Here is a 20,997-nt window from a genome sequence, read left to right as displayed (position 1 = left end):
AAGTTCATGCCGCTATCAATGGCTTACGCTGTGGGACGCTTGTCGTTACATCCTGTTGAACAACAACGATGGAGAACACCGATGGATCTCACCAGTTACCGCACACTGGGCAAATCCGGCCTGATCGTCAGCCCGCTGGCCCTTGGCACCATGACCTTCGGTGCGGAACGCTGGGGTGCCGGAAACGAAACCTCGCGCGCGCTTTTCGATGCCTATGTCGAAGCCGGTGGCAATTTCATCGACACGGCGGATGTTTATTCCGCTGGCCAAAGCGAGGAGATGCTTGGCACATTTGTGTCGGACAGCGGCACGCGTAATCGGTTGGTCATTGCCACCAAATCCGGTTTTCCACGCGGGCAGGGTACGCCCTTATGGGGTGGTAATGGTGCCAAGAACATCCGCATGGGCATAGAGGGCTCATTGAAGCGGCTGAAGACCGATTACATCGACATGTACTGGATGCATGTGTGGGACCGCACGACGCCTGCAGAAGAGGTTTTGCAAACTTTGGCATATGCGATTCGCGCCGGTAAAATCCTGCATTACGGTTTCTCCAACACGCCTGCATGGTATGTCGCAAAGGTCGCGACGCTCGCCGAAGCGCACGGCTTGCCCAAGCCAATCGGCTTGCAATATGCCTATTCTCTCATCGACCGTGGCGTGGAGCTGGATCTCCTTCCGGCAGGTGCCGAGTTCGGTCTGGGAATGGTGCCATGGAGCCCGCTTGCGGCTGGATTGCTGACAGGAAAATACGGTCGCGACAAAATCAGCGATGCCAGCCGTGTGCCGGGGCTGCCAGACAAGGCAGGAACTGTGACCGAGGGTGAAAGCGAAGGGCGCCTCAACGGTGACAACCCGTTCGGGGGCATGCTGTTCACGGATCGCAACTTCCAAGTCGTCGATGTTCTGAAAGCTGTGGCTTCAGAGGCTGGTCGTTCGCCTGCGGAAGTAGCACTGGCCTGGGTAGCGAAACGCCCCGGCGTCTCCTCGGTGTTGATCGGCGCAAGCCGTGTAGATCAACTTACTCAAAATATCGCGTCGCTCGACACAGTGCTGGAGGATCAGCACCTGCAGCGACTGGAGAAGGCAACCGCGCTGCCAATGCTCAATCCTTACTTCATCTTCCAGATGCCGACTGAAATGGTATTCGGTGGACAGCAGGTGCGTGGATGGGGAACGAGCTAAGCAGGTATGGCGACTTGTAATCTTCTGATATTCGGAAGGAATTGGTTTTAGGGCCCGGTCTTTGCGACCGGACCCCAGCAACATCAGTGGTGATGTTCTGGCATCTCTTTCAACTGGTCTTTCGTCCACGACGTCACAGCATGAACATCGCCGTCCTCGTCGCGCATGAAATCAAGGTCGCTCAGCGCGACGGCTACTGGCTTGGCGCCGATTCCGAGAAATCCGCCAACATCGATGATGGCTTGGCCGCCTGTTCCGCCATGGACGTGATCGACCTTTCCAACCTTATGGTCATCTGCGCCATATACGGTTGCACCTTCCAGAATTTCTGGGGTCAGCTCTGTAGTTGATAGGCGAACGTGGTTTGTATGATCCATTGGTTTTCCTCCTTTGTGGATGATCACGTAACGGCATCACAGGCCTCTGGTTCCCTGATACGGAAAAGCTTTAATTGACCCCTGACCAACAGCTCGTCTGACGCTCTCACGCTATGTATCTATATTTGCGCGAGGATCCAGGCACTACCACCTGTAGTCATGATATTCATGTCGCCCACGCCATTCGCGTCGGTCGTAGTAGTCGCGGCGTTCTCGCCATTCGCGACGATCGCGCCATTCTCGTCTGGCTTCCCAGCGGTCACGTCTATCCCACCGATCGCGATACTCACGCGGAGGGCCATTTGGTCGGCAATAGCCGCGTGGGGAAAGGTGGAAGCCGCGTCCGCAAGCGTAGTCTACCTTCTGCACGTCTGAGGCCGAGGGGACAGATGGACGAACTGACGGCATCGCGTTGGCGACGTTGGCAAGCAGACTACCTAGAATTATTCCCGCGCTGAAAATTATCTTGCGCATCTCACATCACTCCGTTGAGGGAGATGCGATTTAGCGACCCGCACCGTGAACCATGCCTGAATGAACTTTGACGTTTTCGTGGCGTTGCGAGCTGCGGAAGATTTCCGGATGCGACCAACGTGCGGCGGAACCTACTCCGAACCAGGGAGCGCGGGGAAGGGGAGACTGGTGCCCACTTGCGGGATATCCGTCGCCAATCCTCTACGGGATGGCATCTATCGGTAAGTTCGAAAGGTTTCGCGCTGATGCGAGCGCAGGATGCCTAAGCCCACTGACTTGAGCGCCACCGCGCTAGGATACAGATCTACCGAAGCAGTCCGTCGACGTCGAACTCTTCCCAGCCGCCAAGCTTCGGCGCCGAATCCTTGGCGTCGTCTTTAGACTTCTTAGACCTCTTTGCAGCCTCCCTCTTGAGCGACCGCGTCAGCTTCGCTTGATACGTAGCCCGCTGCCTCTTTTCAGCTTTTGCCTCGGCATCCTCCACCCGCCATTCTTCTGCGGCCCCTCGGTCGAGAAGATCCTCCACCACCTTGGGGTCGAAGACATGGAATGTAATCTGACGAGCGCGTCCGTTCAGTCTGACAGTCCTCGTACCGGCGCTCGGCAGACGACCGTCTCCAAGCCAACGATGTCGCTCGCTGGTCTTGATGGTCAGGATGTCCTCGATTTCGCGCGGAATGACCGGTAAGGTTCCGGCTTCCGCCACCACTTTCGCGACGATAGCCGCTGCCGCGTTGAATGAGGTCTTTTCGTTGGCCGTCATCGCCAGTGTGAGATCGACGCCCTCCAGCGAGATCGACTTTTTAGAGGTCGCAGGCAGCCTTGCTTGTATTTCCTGAAGAACGCCTTTCGCCCGAACGGCCGACCCCATTGTTACGGTGGCTGGCAGGGTCCATGTCCTGATCAGTTCGATCTCATCTTTTTCACGCTTCGGCATGTCACACAAATGGTTGCTCATCTCTTCCAAGTCAACGAGCCTGTTGACGGCAGACGAGGAACTGAAACTGATCTTGCTTATCCCTCCCTCTTACCGAAACTCTCCATCAAAATGCTCAGGAAGGCTCTCACAGCGGGGTTGGTCCGGCGGCTTTCCGGCCAAACGGCTGTGATGTTGTGACGTTCGACAGAGAAATCGGACAGGACAGGGATCAGTTGACCACGGTCCACCCATGGCGCTGCCATGAAGCTCGTCGCCATTCCTATTCCCGCTCCCGCTGCGATCGTTGCTATGATAGCCTCGCTCGCATCGACGATGATTGCCGACGACGGCACGATCTCGATTTCTCGCTCTTTGAGCTGGAACGGCCAGCGAAATAACTGCCCGCTGCTCTGATAGCGCAGGTTGACCGTCTGGTGCTGCTGAAGATGATCGGGGTGGGTTGGCCACCATTCGTGGCCAGATACTCCGGGGAGGCGTAGCAGCAAAGCCGATGCGGAGAAAGTTTCCGTGATAAAAGCTGGGAGTCGGGAAGGTCGCCGATGCGAACAGCCAGATCTATTCCCTCTTCGATGAGGTCAACCCTCTGATCATCCAGTCTGAGATCGATCGAAACCTTTGGATGACGTGCGCGAAACCTGGGCAGCACAGGTGCGATGACATGCAGGCCGATCGGCAGGGAAGCGGCAATGCGCAAGGTTCCCGTCGGTTCGGAGCGCGCGGCCTTTGCGGCCTGCTCGATGTCCTCAGCATCCCGCAGCAGCCGCAATGCGCGTTCATGTAGGTCACGGCCTTCGTTGGTGAGAGTGAGAGATCGCGTCGTTCGGGTGAACAGCGAAACGCCAAGGTGGCTTTCCAGTCGCTGGACGCTTTTACTGACCGCTGATGGCGAGATGGCAAGCGACCGCGCTGCCGCCGTATAGCTACCCAGCGATCCGGCGCGCGCAAAGGCGATCAAGCCGGTCAGTCTTTCGATTCCGATTTGTTCCTTCATGGCATTATTAAAGCGAAATATAGCACCATTATCAATCTTTATAGACATGCGTACATCTGGTCAGCGAAATCTCAATTTGAAAGGGTTTAAATATGACCGAGATGATGAAAGCAGTCCGCCTGCACGAATTTGGTGGCCCGGAGGTCCTGCGTTACGAAGGCGCTCCACGGCCTGTTGCCGAACAGGGCGAGGTCCTTGTCCGGGTGCATGCGGCGAGTCTCAATCCCCCTGATCTTTATCTGCGGGACGGATATCGCGCGCTCCCGCCGGAGTGGCGACCCAGCCCTGTCTTTCCATTGATCTTGGGAACAGACATCTCCGGTATCGTCACCGCAGTCGCGGACGGTGTCCGAGCATTCGGTGTCGGGGACGAGGTCTATGGCATGGTTCGTTTCCCCCACGATCTCATGACCGGCAGCAATGCCTATGCCGACTATGTCAAAGTTCCGGCCTCGGATCTCGCACTGAAACCTAAAGGCATCGATCATGTGCAGGCCGCTGCCGCTCCGATGTCGCTGCTGACGACATGGCAGTTTCTCGTAGAGCTTGGACACAACGAACCCAACCCGTTCCAGGATTTCCACCATGCACCAGCTCCGCTTGAGGGAAAGACTGTGCTGGTGAATGGCGCTGCCGGTGGGGTCGGACACCTGATGGTTCAGGTGGCAAAATGGAAGGGTGCCCGCGTGATTGCAGTTGCTTCCGGAAGGCACGAGATGCTTCTCGCCAATCTCGGCGCAGATGCATTCATCGATTACACCAAGCAGTCAGCCGAGACGGTCATGCGGAATGTCGATTTGGTAATCGACGCGGTTGGTGGCTCCAACATGGAGCGCTTCCTGAATGTCATCAAAAAAGGTGGCGCGCTCTATCTGGTCAATCCTCTCGGCTTTTCCGGCCATGAAGAGGCCCAACGACGCGGCATTATCGTCTCAACGGCTCAGGTGCGCTCCAATGGTGCACAATTGGCGAAGGCGGGTCGTCTGCTCGATGATGGCACGATACGCGTAGTGATCGACAGTACGTTCCCAATGGCTGAGGCCTCCGCTGCCCATGGTCGGGCAGGGCGGGGCAGCATGCAGGGCAAGGTCGTCCTCGTTAACGAGTGACGACGTTTGGAACCAGAAAAGGTTCCCGCCATCTGAATCCTTTTCCGCAAACCTTCTGGAAGAAACCAGTCGCGCTTGCACGATCGTTCAATACCCAGTTCGACGTCTGGCGTAACAATCGTGCTGACTTGCTTTGATTGAATTGCCTTCCTTCGTCGCGGTCGCGTTCAAACCCACAAAGGATACGAAAATGGAATCCATCAATCTCGACAAGAAGCTTAGTCTGTTTTCGAGCCACTGGGACCCGCATGTGATCGCCGATTATAACGAGAACGATGTGATGGTCGTGAAGTTCAAGGGCGAATATCCGTTCCACAAGCATGACACGACCGATGACTTCTTCCTTGTGCTGGAGGGGGAGATGGAGCTCGACATCGAAGGCGAGCGGTCTCGAACAGTGAGAGCCGGCGAGATGATTGTCGTTCCCAAGGGCGTGGTGCATCGGCCACGGGCTAAAGACGAGGTGAAGGTTCTCTTGATAGAACCGAAAGGCGAACCGAACTCAGGCGATTCCGGGCGCGCACCAGCGCTTAAACCTCGTCTCTGATAGGCTTGAGGCCATGCAGTGTAGCTGCTTCAAGTCAGCTTAAATAGGCAGCGAGTTCTTCCGGGGTTCCTTGCGGAAAGGCTTCTCTCAGATAATCGAGGAAGGCTGATACACGCGCGCTGAGCAGACGCCGCGAAGGGTAGAGCGCCCAAAGCGCCGTTTCGGCGCCCTGGACATCGCCCCAGTGGTTGAGACGACCGGAGGTGATGTCTTTGCTGACCAAAGAAAGCGGCAGCCGTGCGACGCCCACACCCATCAAGACCGCATCCCGCAGCATCGTGATCGACGACATGCCAAGCACCGGCGTGGTCGCAAGCTTTGTTGACCCTGAATCCGTCACGACAGTCCAGGTGTCTGGCTTGCCGATCAAACTGCGAATTACTGATGGCACTGCCTTATCCGGCTCCGGCCAGGCTAGGCCCGGAGCCGCGACAACGACCTGTCGGTCACGCAGAAGGGGCCGACCAACGAGGCTGACATCTGGTTGAGGATTGACGCGGATGACAAGATCGTAAGCCTCCTCGATCATATCCACGGTCCGATCTTCCACGACGATCTCGACCCGCATCTCGGGATGTTTCAGCACAAAGCCTGCCGCCAGCTTTCCCAAGGCTGCCTGTGCAAACATGAGCGGCGCGCTGATGCGCAGACGTCCACGTGGTGATTGCCCCCCTGACGCGATAGCGGTCGCTGTTTCTTCCAGCTCCGTCAGCAGTTGTGTAGTCCGCTCGAACAGGGCTCGACCTTCTTCCGTCAGCTTCAAGTCCCGTTGCCCACGCTCGAATAGCCGCAGGTCAAGGCTCGCCTCAAGATCGGCGACGCGTCTGGACAGTGTGGCTTTGGGCCGCCCAGCCATGCGCGCTGCTTTGCCGAACCCGCCATGCCGAGCAACGAGGTTGAAATCCGCCAGCGCGAGCAAATCCATGTGTTCCACCTGTGAGACGATGCGTCCAGAAATGATGTCTATTTGAGGAAATTTGGATCATCTAACCTTGGACATGTCAACAGCGCCCGAGCGGCCTCACAAGGAGTAACATTCGTGACTATTCTCGTAATCGGTGCTACCGGCCGCATTGGCCGCCACGTCGTAAACCAACTCATTGAACGCAACGCCAAGGTTCGCGTGCTGACGCGCGACGCCGCGAAGACAAGCTTTCCTGAAAGTGTCGAGATTGCCCAGGGCGAATTGCTCGACCTTGATGCTCTTCGCGCGGCATTCAAAGGTGTCCGCACCTTGTTCCTTCTCAATGCGGTTACGGGCGACGAGTTCACTCAGGCTCTCATCACCCTCAACATTGCCAAAGAGGCGGGTGTCGAACGCGTCGTTTATCTCTCGGTGTTCAACGCCGAAAACTCCGTCAACGTCCCGCATTTTGCTGTGAAGGCGGGTGGCGAACGTATGCTGAGCGAGATGGGATTCAGCGCCACGATCCTGCGCCCGACCTACTTCATCGACAACGAGATCATGATCAAGGATGTCGTTCTCAATCACGGCGTATATCCGATGCCGATCGGCTCCAAGGGTGTTGCAATGGTTGATGCGCGCGATATTGCCGAGGTCGCTGCAATCGAACTGATCCGCCGCGATCAGGCTTCTGAACTCTTGCCAGTCGAAACGATCAATCTTGTCGGTCCCGACACGCTCACGGGACCCAAGGTTGCTGCAATCTGGTCCGAGGTCCTGGGTCGCGATATCGTCTATGGCGGTGATGATCCGAGGGGTTTCGAACAGAACATGGCGAGCTTTATGCCGAAGTGGACCGCTTATGAAATGCGTTTGATGGCAGAACGCTACGTTACCGACGGCATGATCCCGAATGAAGGCGATGTCGAACGGCTTGTTGCGATGCTGAAGCGCCCGCTGCACAGCTACCGTGAGTTTGCGGAGAGTCTTGCTTGGGCCAGCTAACAAGACCGACGGACAGCCAAGCCAAATTACTGAACTGCAACTGGCGAGGAGGCTCGCCAGCTACCCCTACACCTTTCACCGGAGAATCTCATGACCGATATCTGGAGCCCATTCACACTTGGCGGTATTACCCTGCCGCATCGTCTGGCCATGGCACCGATGACCCGCAGCCGCGCCAAGCTTGACGGAACACCCGGAGACCTCGCGCCGGAATATTACGCACAGCGAGCATCGCTCGGGCTACTGATTAGCGAAGGAACCCAGCCGTCTCACGATGGCCAAGGATACCTGGCGACCCCTGGTATTTACACTGACAAGCACGTCGCGGGCTGGCGCAAGGTCACTGACGCCGTCCATGCGGCAGATGGGCGCCTATTCATACAGCTCATGCATGTCGGCAGACGGTCTCACCCTGATAACACTCCGCATCATAATCAGCCCGTTGCGCCATCGGCAATCGCATCCGGAGAGGCGATGTTCACGATGAGCGGGATGCAGCCCGTCCCCCAACCGCGCGCGCTGCAGAAAGAGGAAATCCAGCAGACGATTGCGGATTTTGCCTATGCCGCAAAGCGCGCGATCGAAGCCGGTGCAGATGGCGTCGAAATCCATGGCGCGAATGGATATCTGGTGCATCAATTTCTGGCACCGGATTCTAACCACCGGACCGATGAATACGGAGGAACCATGGAAAGACGTGCGCGATTTGCTATTGATGTTGTCCGTGCGGTCGTCGATGCCGTCGGTCCGCAGAAAACTGCCATTCGCCTCTCACCGGGTGTTGCGACAGGCGGCATTGCCGAAGGTCAGGACAACGATGAACTGTATCGGTATCTCGCAGTCAAACTTGGCAAGATGGGTTTGGCCTATATACATGTTCTCTACACTCGCACCGATTTGCTGCTGGAAGATATGCGCCGCTCTTTCGGTGGCCCACTGATCCTCAATCGGCCTGGTCGTTCGCGTGAACAGATAGGTGCCGATGTCGCAGAAGGACTTGCCGATATAGAGGCGTTAGGCGTCATGGCACTCGCCAATCCCGATCTTGTGCGGCGTCTCAAGACGGGTGCTACGCTTAATGACCCAAAACCTGCTTTGTTTTACGCAGGCGGCGGCGCTGAAGGTTATACGGACTATCCCGTAATCGACGCAGCATGATGCACAAGCGGGAGGATCGTATTCGCCCGCGATCGCCTTTAACAAGCTTGGTCGCGTTCGATGGCAGTTCAAATACAATCAAAACTCAGGCAGAGCTTGCAGAACGCATTGCCAGCCAGTGCCCTGGCGTCATGCCGAAGGCTTTGCGGAAGTGGCGGGTAAAATGTGCCTGGTCGGCAAAGCCCGCATCTGCTGCCGACTGCGCCAGACCTTTGCCAGCCGCGATAGACCGTTTCGCCAATTCCAGTCTGCGCATGATGAGGTATCGATGCGGACTGGTACCAAGCATTCTGCGAAACTGTCTGGCCAGTTCGTAACGGTCCAACCCAGACGCAGCTTCCAGTGCTTCTGAGTGAACGACTTCTGTGTGGTGGCTCTCGATGAAGTCGCGGGCCCGGAGGACCGCAGACTTTGCCGACCTTGCGATCGGTCTCGGCGAAGCACCTGCCTGACGAGAGAGCCCCGATGCAAGCCGCATCACAACGTCGTCCATGATCAGGTCGCTTGGCTCTTCGCTCAGATCGAAAAGAATCTCTGCCAGTGCCTGCCAGAGGCCGATGTCGGCAACGACCGGATCGGGAACGAATGGAAGGGCGTGACGGTAACCATTGACTGCGCCAATCAGGTCGGGAGGCAGATAGATCATCCGATAGATCAACCCATCCTCGGTACCTGCAGCGCCATCATGCAGCTCATCGGGATGCAGAACGATCACGTTTCCGGGGCTGCTGAAACGCTCGGTCCCGCGATAGCGGAATGTCTGTACGCCGTGGAGGGTCAGCCCTAACGCGTAGGTGTCGTGACGATGCGGCGAAAATGCGTTGCCATGAAACCGGGCTTCAATCCGCTCAACACCATGAGAGGGCGCAGCGATACGCATGCCGTCGGCAAATCCGACTTTGCACGAACGTTCAAGACCGCCCGCCTTGCTCGGAGCTAGGTCTTCTTTTCCCTCGATACCCTGAATGGAGTTCAACCGCATGTTCGACACCAAGATCGCAATCGTTATCCGCAATGACCTCGCAACCTGGCAGAAGTTGAACGTCACCGCCTTCCTGACCAGCGGCATCGTTGCCCAGACACCAGCCATCATCGGCGAACCATATCGGGATGCGGTTGGTCATGTCTACAATCCCATGACGATCCAGCCAATCGTGGTCCTCGCCGCGGATCAGGATACGCTGCGCACGATTCATAGGCGGGTTCTCGACCGCGACGTTACAGCCTCGGCTTATATCGAGGAGATGTTTTCAACAGGGCACGACGCCGCCAACAGGGAGGTGTTCGCCCAGTTCGGCCCAGACAATTCGAAACTGGTAGGACTGGCACTTAGAGCCGAAAAGAAGGTGGTCGATAAGATCGTAAAGGGAGCAAAAATGCATCCTTGACGTATCGGAATTCAGGTTTGGGCAACGCGACACCGTTGGAATAGCTGTTCTCGACAGCACTTTCACGCAGCCGAATCCTTGTTTAAGTCGCGACTTTGGCAAAAGTCGGTAAGCGTCTGATCATCCATCGTTCTTCAACGCTGCAAGCGTGGCTTGATCGCCTTCACCTCCGTAAAAAACGTGAAGGGCGGTTTCGAATGACGAACCACTCTGGGAGGCGATGCCAAATAACGTAATGCTGGAATGAAACTTGAGGTCATCAGGAGAGCCAAGAATGTCGTGTGCACTGAGGTGGGGATGGCTGAGCATGGCGTTCGTGCACTCTTCCAAACGGGCTCCCAAAACAGGATGTTTGAGGTAGGCTTCGGCTTCAGAACGTCCAAAGATCGCGTAAAATCGTGCAGTTTCCGATCGACCAAGTCCGTTGATTTGCGGAAAGATGAACCACATCCAGTGAGACCTCTTCTGCCCGTTGCATAACTCCTGCAAGGCTTTTGAGTACGTGTCTTGTTGCGCTTTGATGAAACGCGCCAGATCAAATTCCATGCCTGTGTCCTTCGCTCAGCGGGTCAGAGTTTTGTCTTCCGGATGCCATGACATCTCAGTCCGTTTCCAACTGTTCGAACCAGGCTGCGTAAGGAGTATTCTTGGCAAGGTGCCGGTTGAAATCCGGCGCGCCGTCATCCCACCAGACAGGGCCGCGTTCACCAAGCGCGACCTTGGCCGCATCCACTTTCTTGCGGGCTTCTTTCATCTCTGGCGAGCCTGCCGATGCGTCGCGAACTGCCCGGCGTGCAGCCATCAAATCCTTGACCAGTGCCGTACGGGTGGGCTCATCGATCGCTGGATTGCTGCAACGCCACAGCCTGCCTTTCACGACGAAATATCGACCATCGGGCGTGTCCGGATACGTCTTGCTCATTCGAACCCAAGCGTCCCTTGCGCCGGTTCCGCATCCTGAGACGGCTTGTCCTCATTTCGACGGGCCAGTTCGATCTGTGCACTGAAGCGGACGTCCACATCCCGATCTGCGATAAACGCGTTGAGGGTTTCGAGGCTGATGCGGTCCCACGGTTTTCCACGATCTGGTCCTGCCGGCACGCGTGGCAGAAGGCCTGGTTCGCTGCTCCATGCCAGGCAATCCACAAGCGAGGTCTGGTTCAACATGTCGCGGAGATGATGAGCCGTAACGTAGGCGTCGGGCATCGCCCGGTGCGCTGGGAGGCCGATTTCATGCACCAGTCCGGTGGGCATTCGTTGATAACGCAGCATCTGATTGGAAAACCGCGGAAGCTCTGGCCAGACACGCAACGCGCACTTCCATGTGCAGATCCAAGGCGTTCCGCCTGTAAATCGTGGCGTGCAATATCGTTGCTCGAAAGCGGCTCGATGAGCTGCCAAGGCGTCGATACGGCCGGGTGGACGGAGAACGGTTGTTGCTATTTCCTTCCAGAACGGAGCATACGCGACTTGGGCATCCAGGATATGATGAATTGCCATCGTGTCGGGTGAAATCGGACGGCCAGGATTGACGAACAGCGCCCCGCGCTCGTCAGTAACCTCCCACTTTCCGCACTCGTCGATCACGACATCCTGCCAGCCGATCTCGCAGACGTCGTTCGGGCCATTGCCTCCTGTTTCGAGATCGATGACGCGTACCCTGGCTTCGATCACTTCGGTGCTACCTTCCTTTAAACTTCAGCATTGGTAAGCGCGATCGGCGTAGGATTGTTCCTGAAATGATGCCTGCGATCAGCACAGCTTGCACACATCGACAGCCGAAGCTGAGGGATTGATCAGGCTACCCTAAAATTTATTTTGTGCGTGGTACGAAACACCGTTCCAAATCTTACTCACTGATTCAATTTGCGAATCTCTCGAGTTGCTAAAAATAGAGGACTGCATTCCTAATTTAGCGCCTCTTGACTCCTGTTGGGTGTAGGAACAGAACGTGAACTTCAACATTGAAAACGGCATGAAGCTGTTCCTGTAAACGACACGAACCGGAAGGATTGCGTGAACGATGGCTGCTGCGCGCGAGCATGTCATAGCCGATCTGCGTGATCGTATTGCCTCGCTGGAAGGCGTGGTCGCGAAGCAGGCGGAATGTCTGCCGTTCGGGGTGAGCGCAATCGACGCGGTGCTTCCAGGAGGCGGTCTCGCGAGAGGCGCTCTTCATGAATTTGCAGGTGGTGGCGCCGGAACCGTCGATGGGGCAGCCGCAGCCCTGTTCGTGGCAGGCGTTGCTGCTCGCACCAAGGGCAAGATCGTCTGGTGCCTGACACGGCCTGACCTGTTTTTTCCAGCGCTCGTGCAGGCAGGTCTTGACGCAAACCGCGTGATCTTCGTGGAAAGCGATCGTGAAGAGGACGTGCTCGCCTCAATGGAAGAGGCACTCTCCTTCGGTGGGCTGGGCGCGGTCGTCGGCGAGGTCGTGCGATTGCCTATGCTGGCGAGCCGGCGGCTTCAGCTTGCAGCGGAGAAGAAGGGAAGCCTGGCGCTCGTTGTTCGCAGATGGCGACGACAGGCAGAAGCCAATGATTTCGGCCAGCCGACGGCCTCGATGACCCGGTGGAGGGTAAGCGTGCTGCCGTCGCAGGACTTACCTGTGCCGGGTGTCGGGCGGGCAAGATGGTTGCTGGAACTGATGCGGTCGCGCGCAGGCGAGTGTGCCGAGTTTATTGTTGGAGCGTGTGATGACCAGGGTCGTATCGATCTACCTTCCGGATCTGTCGACGGATCGCATTCGTCGCGCCGATCCCGGCATTCCGGCTGAACAGGCCATCGCCGTGATCGCGAAATCCGGCTCGAAACGCTGGGTGTCGGCGGCAGATGCTGCAGCGAAAAAGGCAGGTTTACGTGTCGGCATGCAGGCGGCAAAGGCACAGGCGTTGTTTCAGGGACTGATGATGATCGATGCCGATCCGAAGGCGGACGCCGACGCGCTGGAGCGCATCACCTTCTGGGCACTGAGCCAATACTCTCCGATCGTCGCAGTCGATGCGCCTGATGGCATCGTCATGGACACCGATGGCGCCGACCATCTCCGGGGCGGAGAGCTTGCCATGTTGAGCGGGATTGCCAATCGCTTTCGGGGCAGGGGGCTGACGGTCCGTGTCGCCATTGCCGACACATGGGGTGCCGCTCATGCCTGTGCACGCGCCATCACCAGAGAGACGGTCATCGTACCCCGCGGCGAAACCGTCAAAGCGCTCGAGCGATTGCCGATTTCCCTGCTGCGTCTACCTGAAAAGATGGTGGGCGATCTAAGAATACTTGGCTTTCGAACCATCGGTGAGCTTTCTGCGACGCCGCGGGCACCGCTGACACTGCGCTTCGGCCCGGAAATCGCTCGCCGCCTCGACCAGATCTTCGGGCGTATCGGAGAGCCCATCGACCCCATCCGCACGCCCGACCTGATCGAAGTCAGCCGCATCTTCCAGGAGCCGATCGGGGCTGCCGAAACGATCGACAAATATGTCGGTCGTCTGGTCGTCGAACTCTGCAATCAACTCCAGAAAAAGGGCCTGGGTGTTCGCCGCGTCGATCTCATCGTTCATAAGGTCGACAACACGACCCAGGCGCTGCGGGCAGGAACGGCAAAGGCCGCCCGCGATGTCGCCTGGTTGACGAAACTGTTTCGCGACAGGACCGAGAAGATCGATCCGGGCTTCGGGATCGAAAAGCTTACCCTTGCGGCCATCATGGTTGAGCCGCTTGAGGAAACACAGAAGGCGTCGTCGCTTGTCGAAGATGAGATCGCGGACATCACTCCGCTCATCGACATCTTCGGCAACCGTGGACAGCGTGTCTATCGTCTGGCCCCCGTTGCCTCCGATGTTCCCGAGCGCAGCGTTCAGAAGATTGCACCTTTTGCAGATGACGTTGCCGTTTCCTGGTCGCATCACTGGCCGCGTCCGGTGCGACTGCTCGCTCATCCCGAACTGGTCGAGGTCATCGCACTGATGCCCGATCATCCTCCCGTTTCCGTCACATGGCGGGGCAAGCGCCGAAAGGTGAAACGCGCCGATGGTCCGGAACGAATATTTGGCGAGTGGTGGCAGCGCACATCCGAGTGGGCCGCAGTCCGGGACTATTTCATCATCGAGGACGAAGCGGGCGAACGCCTTTGGGTTTTCCGGGCAGGCGACGGCGTGGATAGCGAGACCGGCTCGCACAAATGGTTCGTACAGGGAATATTCGCATGAGATATGCCGAGCTCCAGGTCACCACCCATTTTTCGTTTCTGCGCGGTGCCAGCAGTGCGAACGAACTGTTCGAGACGGCGAAAAGCCTCGGCATCGATGCCATCGGTGTCGTGGATCGCAATTCACTGGCTGGCATTATCCGGGCACTGGAAGCATCTCGCGCCACCGGCCTTCGTCTCGTTGTCGGCTGTCGGCTTGATCTACAGGACGGCATGTCGATTCTGGTCTATCCGACAGACCGGGCCGCCTATTCGCGTCTGACCCGGCTGATCACGCTTGGCAAGGGCCGCGGCGGCAAGAACAACTGCGTCCTCCATTGGGACGATGTGATGAGCTACGCCGATGGCATGATAGGCATCCTCATTCCCGATCTTGCCGACGATATATGCGCGCTGCAGCTCAGGAAGATGGCGGAGGTGTTTGGCAACCGCGCCTATGTTTCGCTTTGCCTGCGCCGCAGACCGAACGATCAGCTTCGGCTACACGATCTTTCCAACATGGCCACGCGGCGTAAAGTCAAAACCGTCGTCACCAACGACGTCCTGTTTCATGAGCCGGGACGGCGGCAGCTTCAGGACATCGTCATTTGCATCCGGGCCAAATCGACCATAGACGACGTCGGTTTCGAACGTGAACGTCATGCTGACCGATATCTCAAGCCGCCAGAGGAAATGGAACGGCTGTTTCCGCGCTATCCCGAAGCATTGCGGCGGACGATGGAGATTGTCGAACAGTGCAAGTTCTCGCTTGAGGAATTGACCTACCAGTATCCCGAGGAGGCAATCGTTCCTGGAAAAACGGCACAGCAGTCTCTCGAACATTATGTCTGGGAATGCGTACCGGACCGATATCCGGAAGGCATGCCGCCGGAGGTTCTGGCGACTGTTCGGCACGAACTCGATCTCATTCAAAAGATGAAATATGCGCCGTATTTCTTGACGGTGTTTTCCATCGTTCAGTTCGCGCGCTCCCAGGGAATTCTCTGCCAGGGGCGAGGATCGGCTGCCAATTCTGCCGTCTGTTATATTCTCGGCGTCACCAGCATCGATCCATCAACGAATGACCTCTTGTTCGAGCGTTTCATCAGCCAGGAGCGCGATGAACCGCCGGATATCGATGTCGATTTCGAACACGAACGGCGCGAAGAGGTCATTCAGTGGATTTACAAGACCTATACCCGCGAAAAGGCGGCACTGTGTGCGACCGTCAGCCGGTACCGTGCCAAGGGGGCCATTCGCGACGTCGGCAAGGTGCTCGGCCTGCCTGAGGATGTAATCAAGGCATTGTCCTCGGGCATGTGGTCCTGGTCGGAAGAAGTCAGTGATCGCAATGTGAGGGAACTGAATCTCAATCCCGATGACCGCAGGCTGAAACTGACGCTGCAGCTTGCACAGCAATTGATGGGTGCACCACGTCATTTGGGCCAGCATCCCGGCGGCTTCGTGCTGACACACGACCGCCTCGATGACCTCGTTCCCATCGAACCTGCCACGATGGAAGACCGACAGATCATCGAGTGGGACAAGGATGACGTGGAGGCGCTCAGGTTCATGAAGGTCGACGTTCTGGCGCTGGGCATGCTGACCTGTATGTCCAAGGCATTCGACCTGATCCGTGAGCATAAGGACGACGATCTGGATCTCGCAAGGATCACTCAAGAGGATCCGGCGACCTATGCGATGATCCGGCGGGCCGACACGTTGGGAACATTCCAGATCGAATCCAGAGCCCAGATGGCGATGCTGCCACGCCTGAAGCCGCGGACATTTTACGATCTGGTCGTTCAGGTGGCGATCGTGCGTCCCGGTCCTATCCAGGGAGACATGGTCCATCCCTATCTTCGCCGCCGCGAAGGCAAGGAAAAAGTCGAATATCCGACGCCGGAACTGGAAGCCGTACTGGGCAAGACTTTGGGCGTGCCGCTGTTTCAGGAAAGTGCCATGCGTGTTGCCATGGTTTGCGCTGGGTTCACGGGAGGTGAGGCCGATCAGCTTCGAAAAAGCATGGCTACGTTCAAATTTACGGGTGGTGTCAGCAGGTTCAAGGAGAAGCTGGTCTCCGGCATGGTGAAAAACGGCTACACAGCCGAGTTTGCCGAGAAGACTTTTTCCCAACTCGAGGGCTTTGGATCCTACGGCTTTCCGGAATCACACGCCGCCTCCTTCGCGCTGATTGCCTACGCTTCTAATTACATCAAGTGCCATTTTCCGGATGTGTTTTGCGCTGCGCTCCTGAATTCCCAGCCAATGGGTTTTTATGCCCCGGCACAGATCGTCGGTGATGCCCGCGCGCACGGCGTCGAGGTCCGGCCGATATGCATCAATCGGTCCCGTTGGGACTGCACACTGGAGCCGATCGGAAATACCGATCGCCATGCAGTGCGTCTCGGGATGCGGATGGTAAAAGGACTGGCAGCATCGGACGCGGCCCGGATCATTGCCGCGCGCATGGATGATGGTTTCAGTTCGGTCGATGATATGTGGCGTCGATCTAGTGTTCCGGCTGCGTCCCTCGTTGAGCTCGCAGAGGCCGACGCCTTCCGGTCATCGCTTCAACTCGAACGCCGCGATGCGCTCTGGGCGATCAAGGCGCTGCGCGATGAGCCGTTGCCGCTGTTTGCAGCGGCTGCAGACCGCGAGCAGAAATCGATCGCTGAGCAGGCGGAGCCTGAAGTCGAGCTCCGGCAGATGACCGAAGGGCACAATGTCGTCGCGGACTATGGTCACGTCGGCCTGACACTGCGCGAACATCCAATGGCATTCCTGCGGGAGAGCTTGACCAAGCGCAGCATGGTGACGTGCGAAGACGCAATGTCGGCCCGCGACGGGCGATGGGTCTACACCGCAGGTCTTGTCCTGGTCCGGCAGAAGCCTGGAAGCGCGAAAGGCGTGATGTTTATCACGATAGAAGACGAGACCGGTCCTGCGAACGTGGTCGTCTGGCCGAGTTTATTCGAGAGGCGGCGCCGCGTTGTGCTCGGATCGAGCATGATGGCCATCAACGGACGAATTCAGCGGGAAGGGGAGGTCGTGCATCTGGTAGCCCAGCAATTGTTCGACCTGTCTGCAGACCTTTCCGGGCTGGCTGATATGGATGTTGTGTTTAAGGCACCATCAGGACGAGGAGACGAGTTCGCTCATGGCTCGGCGGGTGGTGGGGACTCTCGCGATAGACAAAAACCATTGCCCGAGGCGCGGGACATATTCGTGCGGGATTTGCACATCGATACGCTGAAGGTGAAAAGTCGGAATTTTCAGTAAGTTCTGTCGAGAGCGATGCCAGCTTGCCGTTTTTTCGGTCAGGCTGGCCTCAAGGTCCGCAGATCAGAGCACGCTAACGTTCTCAGCCTTCGATCTACCGGTCTTGCGGTCTTGGCCAACTTCGAAAGTGACATTGTCACCTTCTCTCAGCGACCCACCTTGCTGCAAGGTAGATACGTGAACAAACACGTCCGTTCCTCCATGCTCAGGCCGGCTGGTTCTTCACGCCTATGACAAACGATGCGCCATCACGGGGTTGAAGCTCATCAATGGCGGCGGCCGAGCGGAGGTTGGTGCCGCTCATATTCCCCCGGTGGAAGCGAGCGAGATGCCCAAAAGCCAATCGAGCGAAACCGCATGGCGCTCGGCAATGTTGAGGAGGGTTTCCACGCGCGGCAGACGCGCCGAATCACCCGACAAAAGCTGCGAAAGCGCCGAGCGGTCAATGCCGATCCCGGCTGCAAACGCGGAGTGAGTGACGCCCGAACGTGTCACAAGTTCTAGCAAGCGGCCACGAAAAAGTTCCGCCAGAGCTCGCTTGTCCATAATCAACCTCATTGTGCCCCGCCTGATCAATCTTGTCGATGCCCCCCTCTATTGCGGTTACTTAGCGACCGGGATGAGACCATTCACGACGGGGGCTATGCGGGTTCGATACGGGGAGGGCGGTCGAAAGGTCGCCTTTTCCTTTTCATTGAGCAAATCGTCAGCTTTAAAGAGCTGGCGGCTTTTTAGTATTTGCTTAGGAACGCAACCGAATCCAATCCGTTTGTCCCTTGTGATCATTAGACAAAGGGAGAAAACACAATGAGCATATTCGGTAAAATCAGAGACGCCATTTTCGGCGGCGCAGCCCACGCAGAACAGGCATCGCCATCAGCAGCAGAGCCCACTCCAGCACCATCCTCCATCCCTGAGCCAGCCGTAACGACCGCGCCACCCGTAGGCGGTACCGGCCCAGCTGCCCCAAGCACATCCGGCGCGTCGGCACCGGTGCCATCTGCACCAACAACAGCAGGCGCAAACCAGACAGTTGATGTTGCCTCACAGCTTGACGCCGCGGTGAAGAGAAGCGGCCAGAAGCTTGACTGGAAGCACTCGATCGTCGACCTAATGAAGGCTCTCGGCATGGATGCCAGCCTTGCAGAACGTAAGGAACTGGCGCACGAGCTTGGCTACACTGGAGAGGCCGACGGTTCAGCAGCGATGAACACCTGGCTGCACAAGGCGCTTCTCAAGAAGCTGTCTGAGAACGGCGGCAAGGTTCCGGCAGAGCTGCTGGATTGACATGCTTTTAGATAAGGTGCCGCCGCGGCTCATTTATTCGCATTGGCGAATGAACCTTTTATCGTACCGCTGGTTATCGCTCCGAGCGTCATTGCGCTCGGAGTTTTATGTGAGCCACTTGCCATCCTATGCTCCGGCTTTTTTAGGGAGACCTTCATGAATTCGATCATTTATCTGGTGGGACTAGTCGTCGTTGTACTGTTTGTCCTCTCATTGTTGGGACTACGTTGATGGTAGAGTCTACATTGATTGAAAATCAAAATCGCAGCTACGTTGATTGGCCAGCAATTTTTGCTGGAACAGCGATCACGTCCGGTACAATGGCTGTATTTACCGCGTTTGCCGGTGGTCTGGGACTGAACGCTATCTCCGCAGATAACGGCGGCGAAATCAGTGTCACATGGCTTGTCGTGACCGGGCTCTTTGTGGTCGTGTCGATGGTCGCATCCTATATGCTCGGAGGGTACATCTCTGGCCGCATGCGACGCCCAGCGTCTGAAACGACGACCAGTGACGAACGCACGACTCGAGACGGTGTTAATGGTCTTGTCGTTTGGGGTATCGGTACGGTTGTTTCCGCTTTCCTGGCGCTTAGCGTTGTTTCGGGCGGCGTCAAGGCTGTCGGTAGTGTTGCTCAAACTGCAGTTGAAGCCACTGGCTCCGCTGTAGGTGGTGCCGCGCAAGGAGTGGGTCAGCTGGCGGGCGGCGTGGTGTCAGGAGCAGGTAATGCTGTTGGTGGCATCGCGCAGGGTGCTGGTCAGGCTGCCGCTCCAAGCATTGAACAGTCCTTGCCACAGGGACTTAAATCCAATCCGATCGACTACTTCACAGACACTTTGCTGCGCACTGATACCCCTGCATTAAATGCCGATCCCAATAGTGGTGACTTTCAGCGCCAAGCAAGCGGCATACTGAGCAATCTGCTTTCGACGGGTGAAATCTCCGACGCCGATAAGGCATGGATGGCCAACCAGATCGCTGCTCGCACAGGCATTCCCCAGGCAGATGCGCAGAACCGCGTAAACCAGGCTGTGGAACGTGTTCAGACTGTTCGTACAACAGCGCAACAGCGCGTCGATGAAGCTCAGAAGAAGATCGACGAACTGACAGCAAAGGCCGAAAAGACAATGCAGGACGCCAAGACTGCCGCTGCAGACGCGGCTGAGAAAGCCCGTGTTACCGGTATCCTCACGGCGTTTCTTCTTGCGGCATCTTCGCTCGTAGCCGCAGCAGCGGCCTATATTGGCGCCGTGCATGGTGGACGTCACCGCGATGAAGGTCGTGTTTGGGGCGGCTTGTCGTACCGTAAGTGATATGAATGCGGAGGCGGAACCAACGCTGCCTCCGCGCATTCCTACAGCCAAGTAGCTTGCGGCCTGACCACGGATGTACTGGCAGAAGTGAGAAGCGACAGGAAGGTCGGTGCGGTTTCGCCCCGGCCTTTTTGGTTATCTCTGCTGCGTGTACTTGTAGTGTTGTGCCGCCTCAAATGATCTGATGAAGTTGACCATTTCGTCTTCAGTTATTGAGTAAACTCCTCGCATCATTCGCATGTTTTCAGCTGAGATCGAGTATTCGAACCTTATTGACCCCGGCTTAACGTCGTATGTTCCACAGCGCACCGATCCATCAGCGGCGTCGCGAGAGCTAAACGTAAAATAGTGAAAGAGACGCTGTTCTCCGGGATGGAGTGCAAGCCGACTGGGCCAGCTAAATGATGTTTTCCGTTGAAATGACTTTGTCTAACGATCGGGGTCACATATGGGTCTTCACCAAATGCCGCCCCACGGCGATCCCAAATCTGTAAACTGATCATCTTCGCGGTCACGTCACGATGGTATCAACGGAATTGCTATCGCTGCCGCGGCAAAAAATACAGACCTCATTTGTTCGGCTCTTTATACGGGTAGTGTGCCCAGCACCACCACTGGACCTGCTCAGCCTTGCTGGGGTTGAATCCAAAGCCGCCCCACTTCTTGCAATCCGGCACACTGCAATAGTGATTTTCGTGAATGCCGTCACCCGTCTTGCTTGTTAGGTCGCTCAATGGCCAGTCCTATTGTCCGAATTCCAGGTTTGCAGATAACAGGCATGGGAAGTGAGCGTCGCACTTTGTCGTCCCTGCGTCGTCGCACCCGATTGCAAGCACGCGACGCAAGCTGAC

18 protein-coding genes and 4 pseudogenes are annotated in these 20,997 nt (G+C 57.0%); 12 read left to right on the top strand and 10 right to left on the bottom strand.

Features of this window, described 5'->3' with window-relative positions:
• Positions 1-81: 81 nt before the first annotated feature.
• A complete protein-coding gene (locus ASF69_RS15075) occupies positions 82-1,185 on the top strand; it encodes an aldo/keto reductase (protein ID WP_062588869.1) in 1,104 nt (367 codons plus the stop codon).
• 83 nt (positions 1,186-1,268) lie between these two features.
• Here ASF69_RS15075 and ASF69_RS15070 read toward each other — a convergent pair whose 3' ends face one another.
• From ASF69_RS15070 to ASF69_RS15055, 3 genes and pseudogenes are all read right to left on the bottom strand, one after another.
• Positions 1,269-1,562 carry a PRC-barrel domain-containing protein gene (locus ASF69_RS15070; protein ID WP_062588867.1) on the bottom strand — a complete coding sequence of 98 codons (294 nt, stop codon included), beginning with the start codon at positions 1,560-1,562 and terminating at the stop codon, positions 1,269-1,271.
• A 778-nt stretch (positions 1,563-2,340) separates the two neighbouring features.
• Entirely contained in the window at positions 2,341-2,973 is a 633-nt protein-coding gene (locus tag ASF69_RS15060) for a hypothetical protein (protein WP_062588863.1), read from the bottom strand.
• Positions 2,974-3,050: 77 nt separating this feature from the next.
• Positions 3,051-3,967, bottom strand: a pseudogene (locus ASF69_RS15055) (LysR substrate-binding domain-containing protein).
• Positions 3,968-4,059: 92 nt separating this feature from the next.
• Between ASF69_RS15055 and ASF69_RS15050 the strand changes: the two are divergent.
• Entirely contained in the window at positions 4,060-5,076 is a 1,017-nt protein-coding gene (locus ASF69_RS15050) for an NADP-dependent oxidoreductase (RefSeq protein ID WP_062588861.1), read from the top strand.
• A 190-nt stretch (positions 5,077-5,266) separates the two neighbouring features.
• The gene (locus ASF69_RS15045; protein ID WP_062588859.1) at positions 5,267-5,623 is read left to right on the top strand and encodes a cupin domain-containing protein; all 357 of its coding nucleotides are present in this window, start codon (positions 5,267-5,269) and stop codon (positions 5,621-5,623) included.
• A gap of 34 nt (positions 5,624-5,657) precedes the next feature.
• Here ASF69_RS15045 and ASF69_RS15040 read toward each other — a convergent pair whose 3' ends face one another.
• Complete coding sequence (locus ASF69_RS15040) at positions 5,658-6,548, bottom strand: LysR family transcriptional regulator (RefSeq protein WP_062588857.1); 891 nt, start codon at positions 6,546-6,548, stop codon at positions 5,658-5,660.
• 114 nt (positions 6,549-6,662) lie between these two features.
• Between ASF69_RS15040 and ASF69_RS15035 the strand changes: the two genes are divergently transcribed.
• Positions 6,663-7,532: an NmrA family NAD(P)-binding protein gene (locus ASF69_RS15035; protein ID WP_062588855.1), complete on the top strand. Its 870-nt coding sequence runs from the start codon at positions 6,663-6,665 to the stop codon at positions 7,530-7,532.
• A 90-nt stretch (positions 7,533-7,622) separates the two neighbouring features.
• Complete coding sequence (locus ASF69_RS15030) at positions 7,623-8,690, top strand: alkene reductase (RefSeq protein WP_062588853.1); 1,068 nt, start codon at positions 7,623-7,625, stop codon at positions 8,688-8,690.
• A gap of 85 nt (positions 8,691-8,775) precedes the next feature.
• On the opposite strand, the gene ASF69_RS15025 is transcribed toward ASF69_RS15030, so the two are convergent.
• A complete protein-coding gene (locus tag ASF69_RS15025) occupies positions 8,776-9,672 on the bottom strand; it encodes an AraC family transcriptional regulator (RefSeq protein ID WP_062588851.1) in 897 nt (298 codons plus the stop codon).
• Between ASF69_RS15025 and ASF69_RS15020 the strand changes: the two genes are divergently transcribed.
• Positions 9,671-10,078, top strand: a complete 408-nt coding sequence (locus ASF69_RS15020; protein ID WP_062588850.1) for a DUF2000 family protein — start codon at positions 9,671-9,673, stop codon at positions 10,076-10,078. The two genes, ASF69_RS15025 and ASF69_RS15020, sit on opposite strands and share 2 nt — an antisense overlap.
• 120 nt (positions 10,079-10,198) lie before the next feature.
• Here ASF69_RS15020 and ASF69_RS15015 read toward each other — a convergent pair whose 3' ends face one another.
• The 3 genes from ASF69_RS15015 to ASF69_RS15005 are packed head-to-tail and all read right to left on the bottom strand — an operon-like array spanning position 10,199 to position 11,752.
• A complete protein-coding gene (locus ASF69_RS15015; RefSeq protein ID WP_062588848.1) occupies positions 10,199-10,624 on the bottom strand; it encodes a DUF1810 domain-containing protein in 426 nt (141 codons plus the stop codon).
• Positions 10,625-10,679: 55 nt separating this feature from the next.
• Positions 10,680-11,000, bottom strand: a complete 321-nt coding sequence (locus ASF69_RS15010) for a hypothetical protein (protein WP_062588846.1) — start codon at positions 10,998-11,000, stop codon at positions 10,680-10,682.
• Positions 10,997-11,752 carry a DNA polymerase III subunit epsilon gene (locus ASF69_RS15005; RefSeq protein ID WP_062588843.1) on the bottom strand — a complete coding sequence of 252 codons (756 nt, stop codon included), beginning with the start codon at positions 11,750-11,752 and terminating at the stop codon, positions 10,997-10,999. The genes ASF69_RS15010 and ASF69_RS15005 overlap by 4 nt, the downstream gene beginning before the upstream one ends.
• Before the next feature lie 349 nt (positions 11,753-12,101).
• Between ASF69_RS15005 and ASF69_RS15000 the strand changes: the two genes are divergently transcribed.
• The 3 genes from ASF69_RS15000 to ASF69_RS14990 are packed head-to-tail and all read left to right on the top strand — an operon-like array spanning position 12,102 to position 17,546.
• Positions 12,102-12,854 carry an ImuA family protein gene (locus ASF69_RS15000; protein WP_062588842.1) on the top strand — a complete coding sequence of 251 codons (753 nt, stop codon included), beginning with the start codon at positions 12,102-12,104 and terminating at the stop codon, positions 12,852-12,854.
• On the top strand, positions 12,775-14,286 hold the full coding sequence (locus ASF69_RS14995; protein ID WP_062588840.1) for a DNA polymerase Y family protein: 1,512 nt from the start codon (positions 12,775-12,777) through the stop codon (positions 14,284-14,286). Before ASF69_RS15000 ends, ASF69_RS14995 begins: the two co-directional genes overlap by 80 nt.
• Complete coding sequence (locus ASF69_RS14990) at positions 14,283-17,546, top strand: error-prone DNA polymerase (protein WP_062588838.1); 3,264 nt, start codon at positions 14,283-14,285, stop codon at positions 17,544-17,546. Before ASF69_RS14995 ends, ASF69_RS14990 begins: the two co-directional genes overlap by 4 nt.
• Before the next feature lie 63 nt (positions 17,547-17,609).
• Here the strand turns inward: ASF69_RS14990 and ASF69_RS22790 are convergent.
• A pseudogene (locus ASF69_RS22790) lies at positions 17,610-17,756 on the bottom strand (cold shock domain-containing protein); the annotation flags it as partial.
• Between ASF69_RS22790 and ASF69_RS23630 the strand changes: the two are divergent.
• Positions 17,736-17,871: pseudogene (locus ASF69_RS23630) on the top strand (restriction endonuclease); the annotation flags it as partial. The pseudogenes ASF69_RS22790 and ASF69_RS23630 sit on opposite strands and share 21 nt — an antisense overlap.
• Here ASF69_RS23630 and ASF69_RS14985 read toward each other — a convergent pair.
• Positions 17,871-18,092 (bottom strand): annotated as a pseudogene (locus tag ASF69_RS14985) (helix-turn-helix transcriptional regulator); the annotation flags it as partial. The pseudogenes ASF69_RS23630 and ASF69_RS14985 overlap by 1 nt on opposite strands.
• A gap of 261 nt (positions 18,093-18,353) precedes the next feature.
• On the opposite strand from ASF69_RS14985, the gene ASF69_RS14980 reads away from it, so the two are divergent.
• Positions 18,354-18,833, top strand: a complete 480-nt coding sequence (locus ASF69_RS14980; RefSeq protein WP_062588835.1) for a DUF3597 domain-containing protein — start codon at positions 18,354-18,356, stop codon at positions 18,831-18,833.
• Positions 18,834-19,063: 230 nt separating this feature from the next.
• Positions 19,064-20,146, top strand: coding sequence for a hypothetical protein (locus ASF69_RS14975; protein ID WP_062588833.1), 1,083 nt, complete (start codon positions 19,064-19,066; stop codon positions 20,144-20,146).
• Positions 20,147-20,997: the final 851 nt, after the last annotated feature.

Source organism: Rhizobium sp. Leaf311 (assembly GCF_001423445.1).
GTDB lineage: Bacteria > Pseudomonadota > Alphaproteobacteria > Rhizobiales > Rhizobiaceae > Agrobacterium.
The sequence above is the reverse complement of the archived record's forward strand: the minus strand, read 5'-3'. Positions and strand labels throughout refer to the sequence as shown.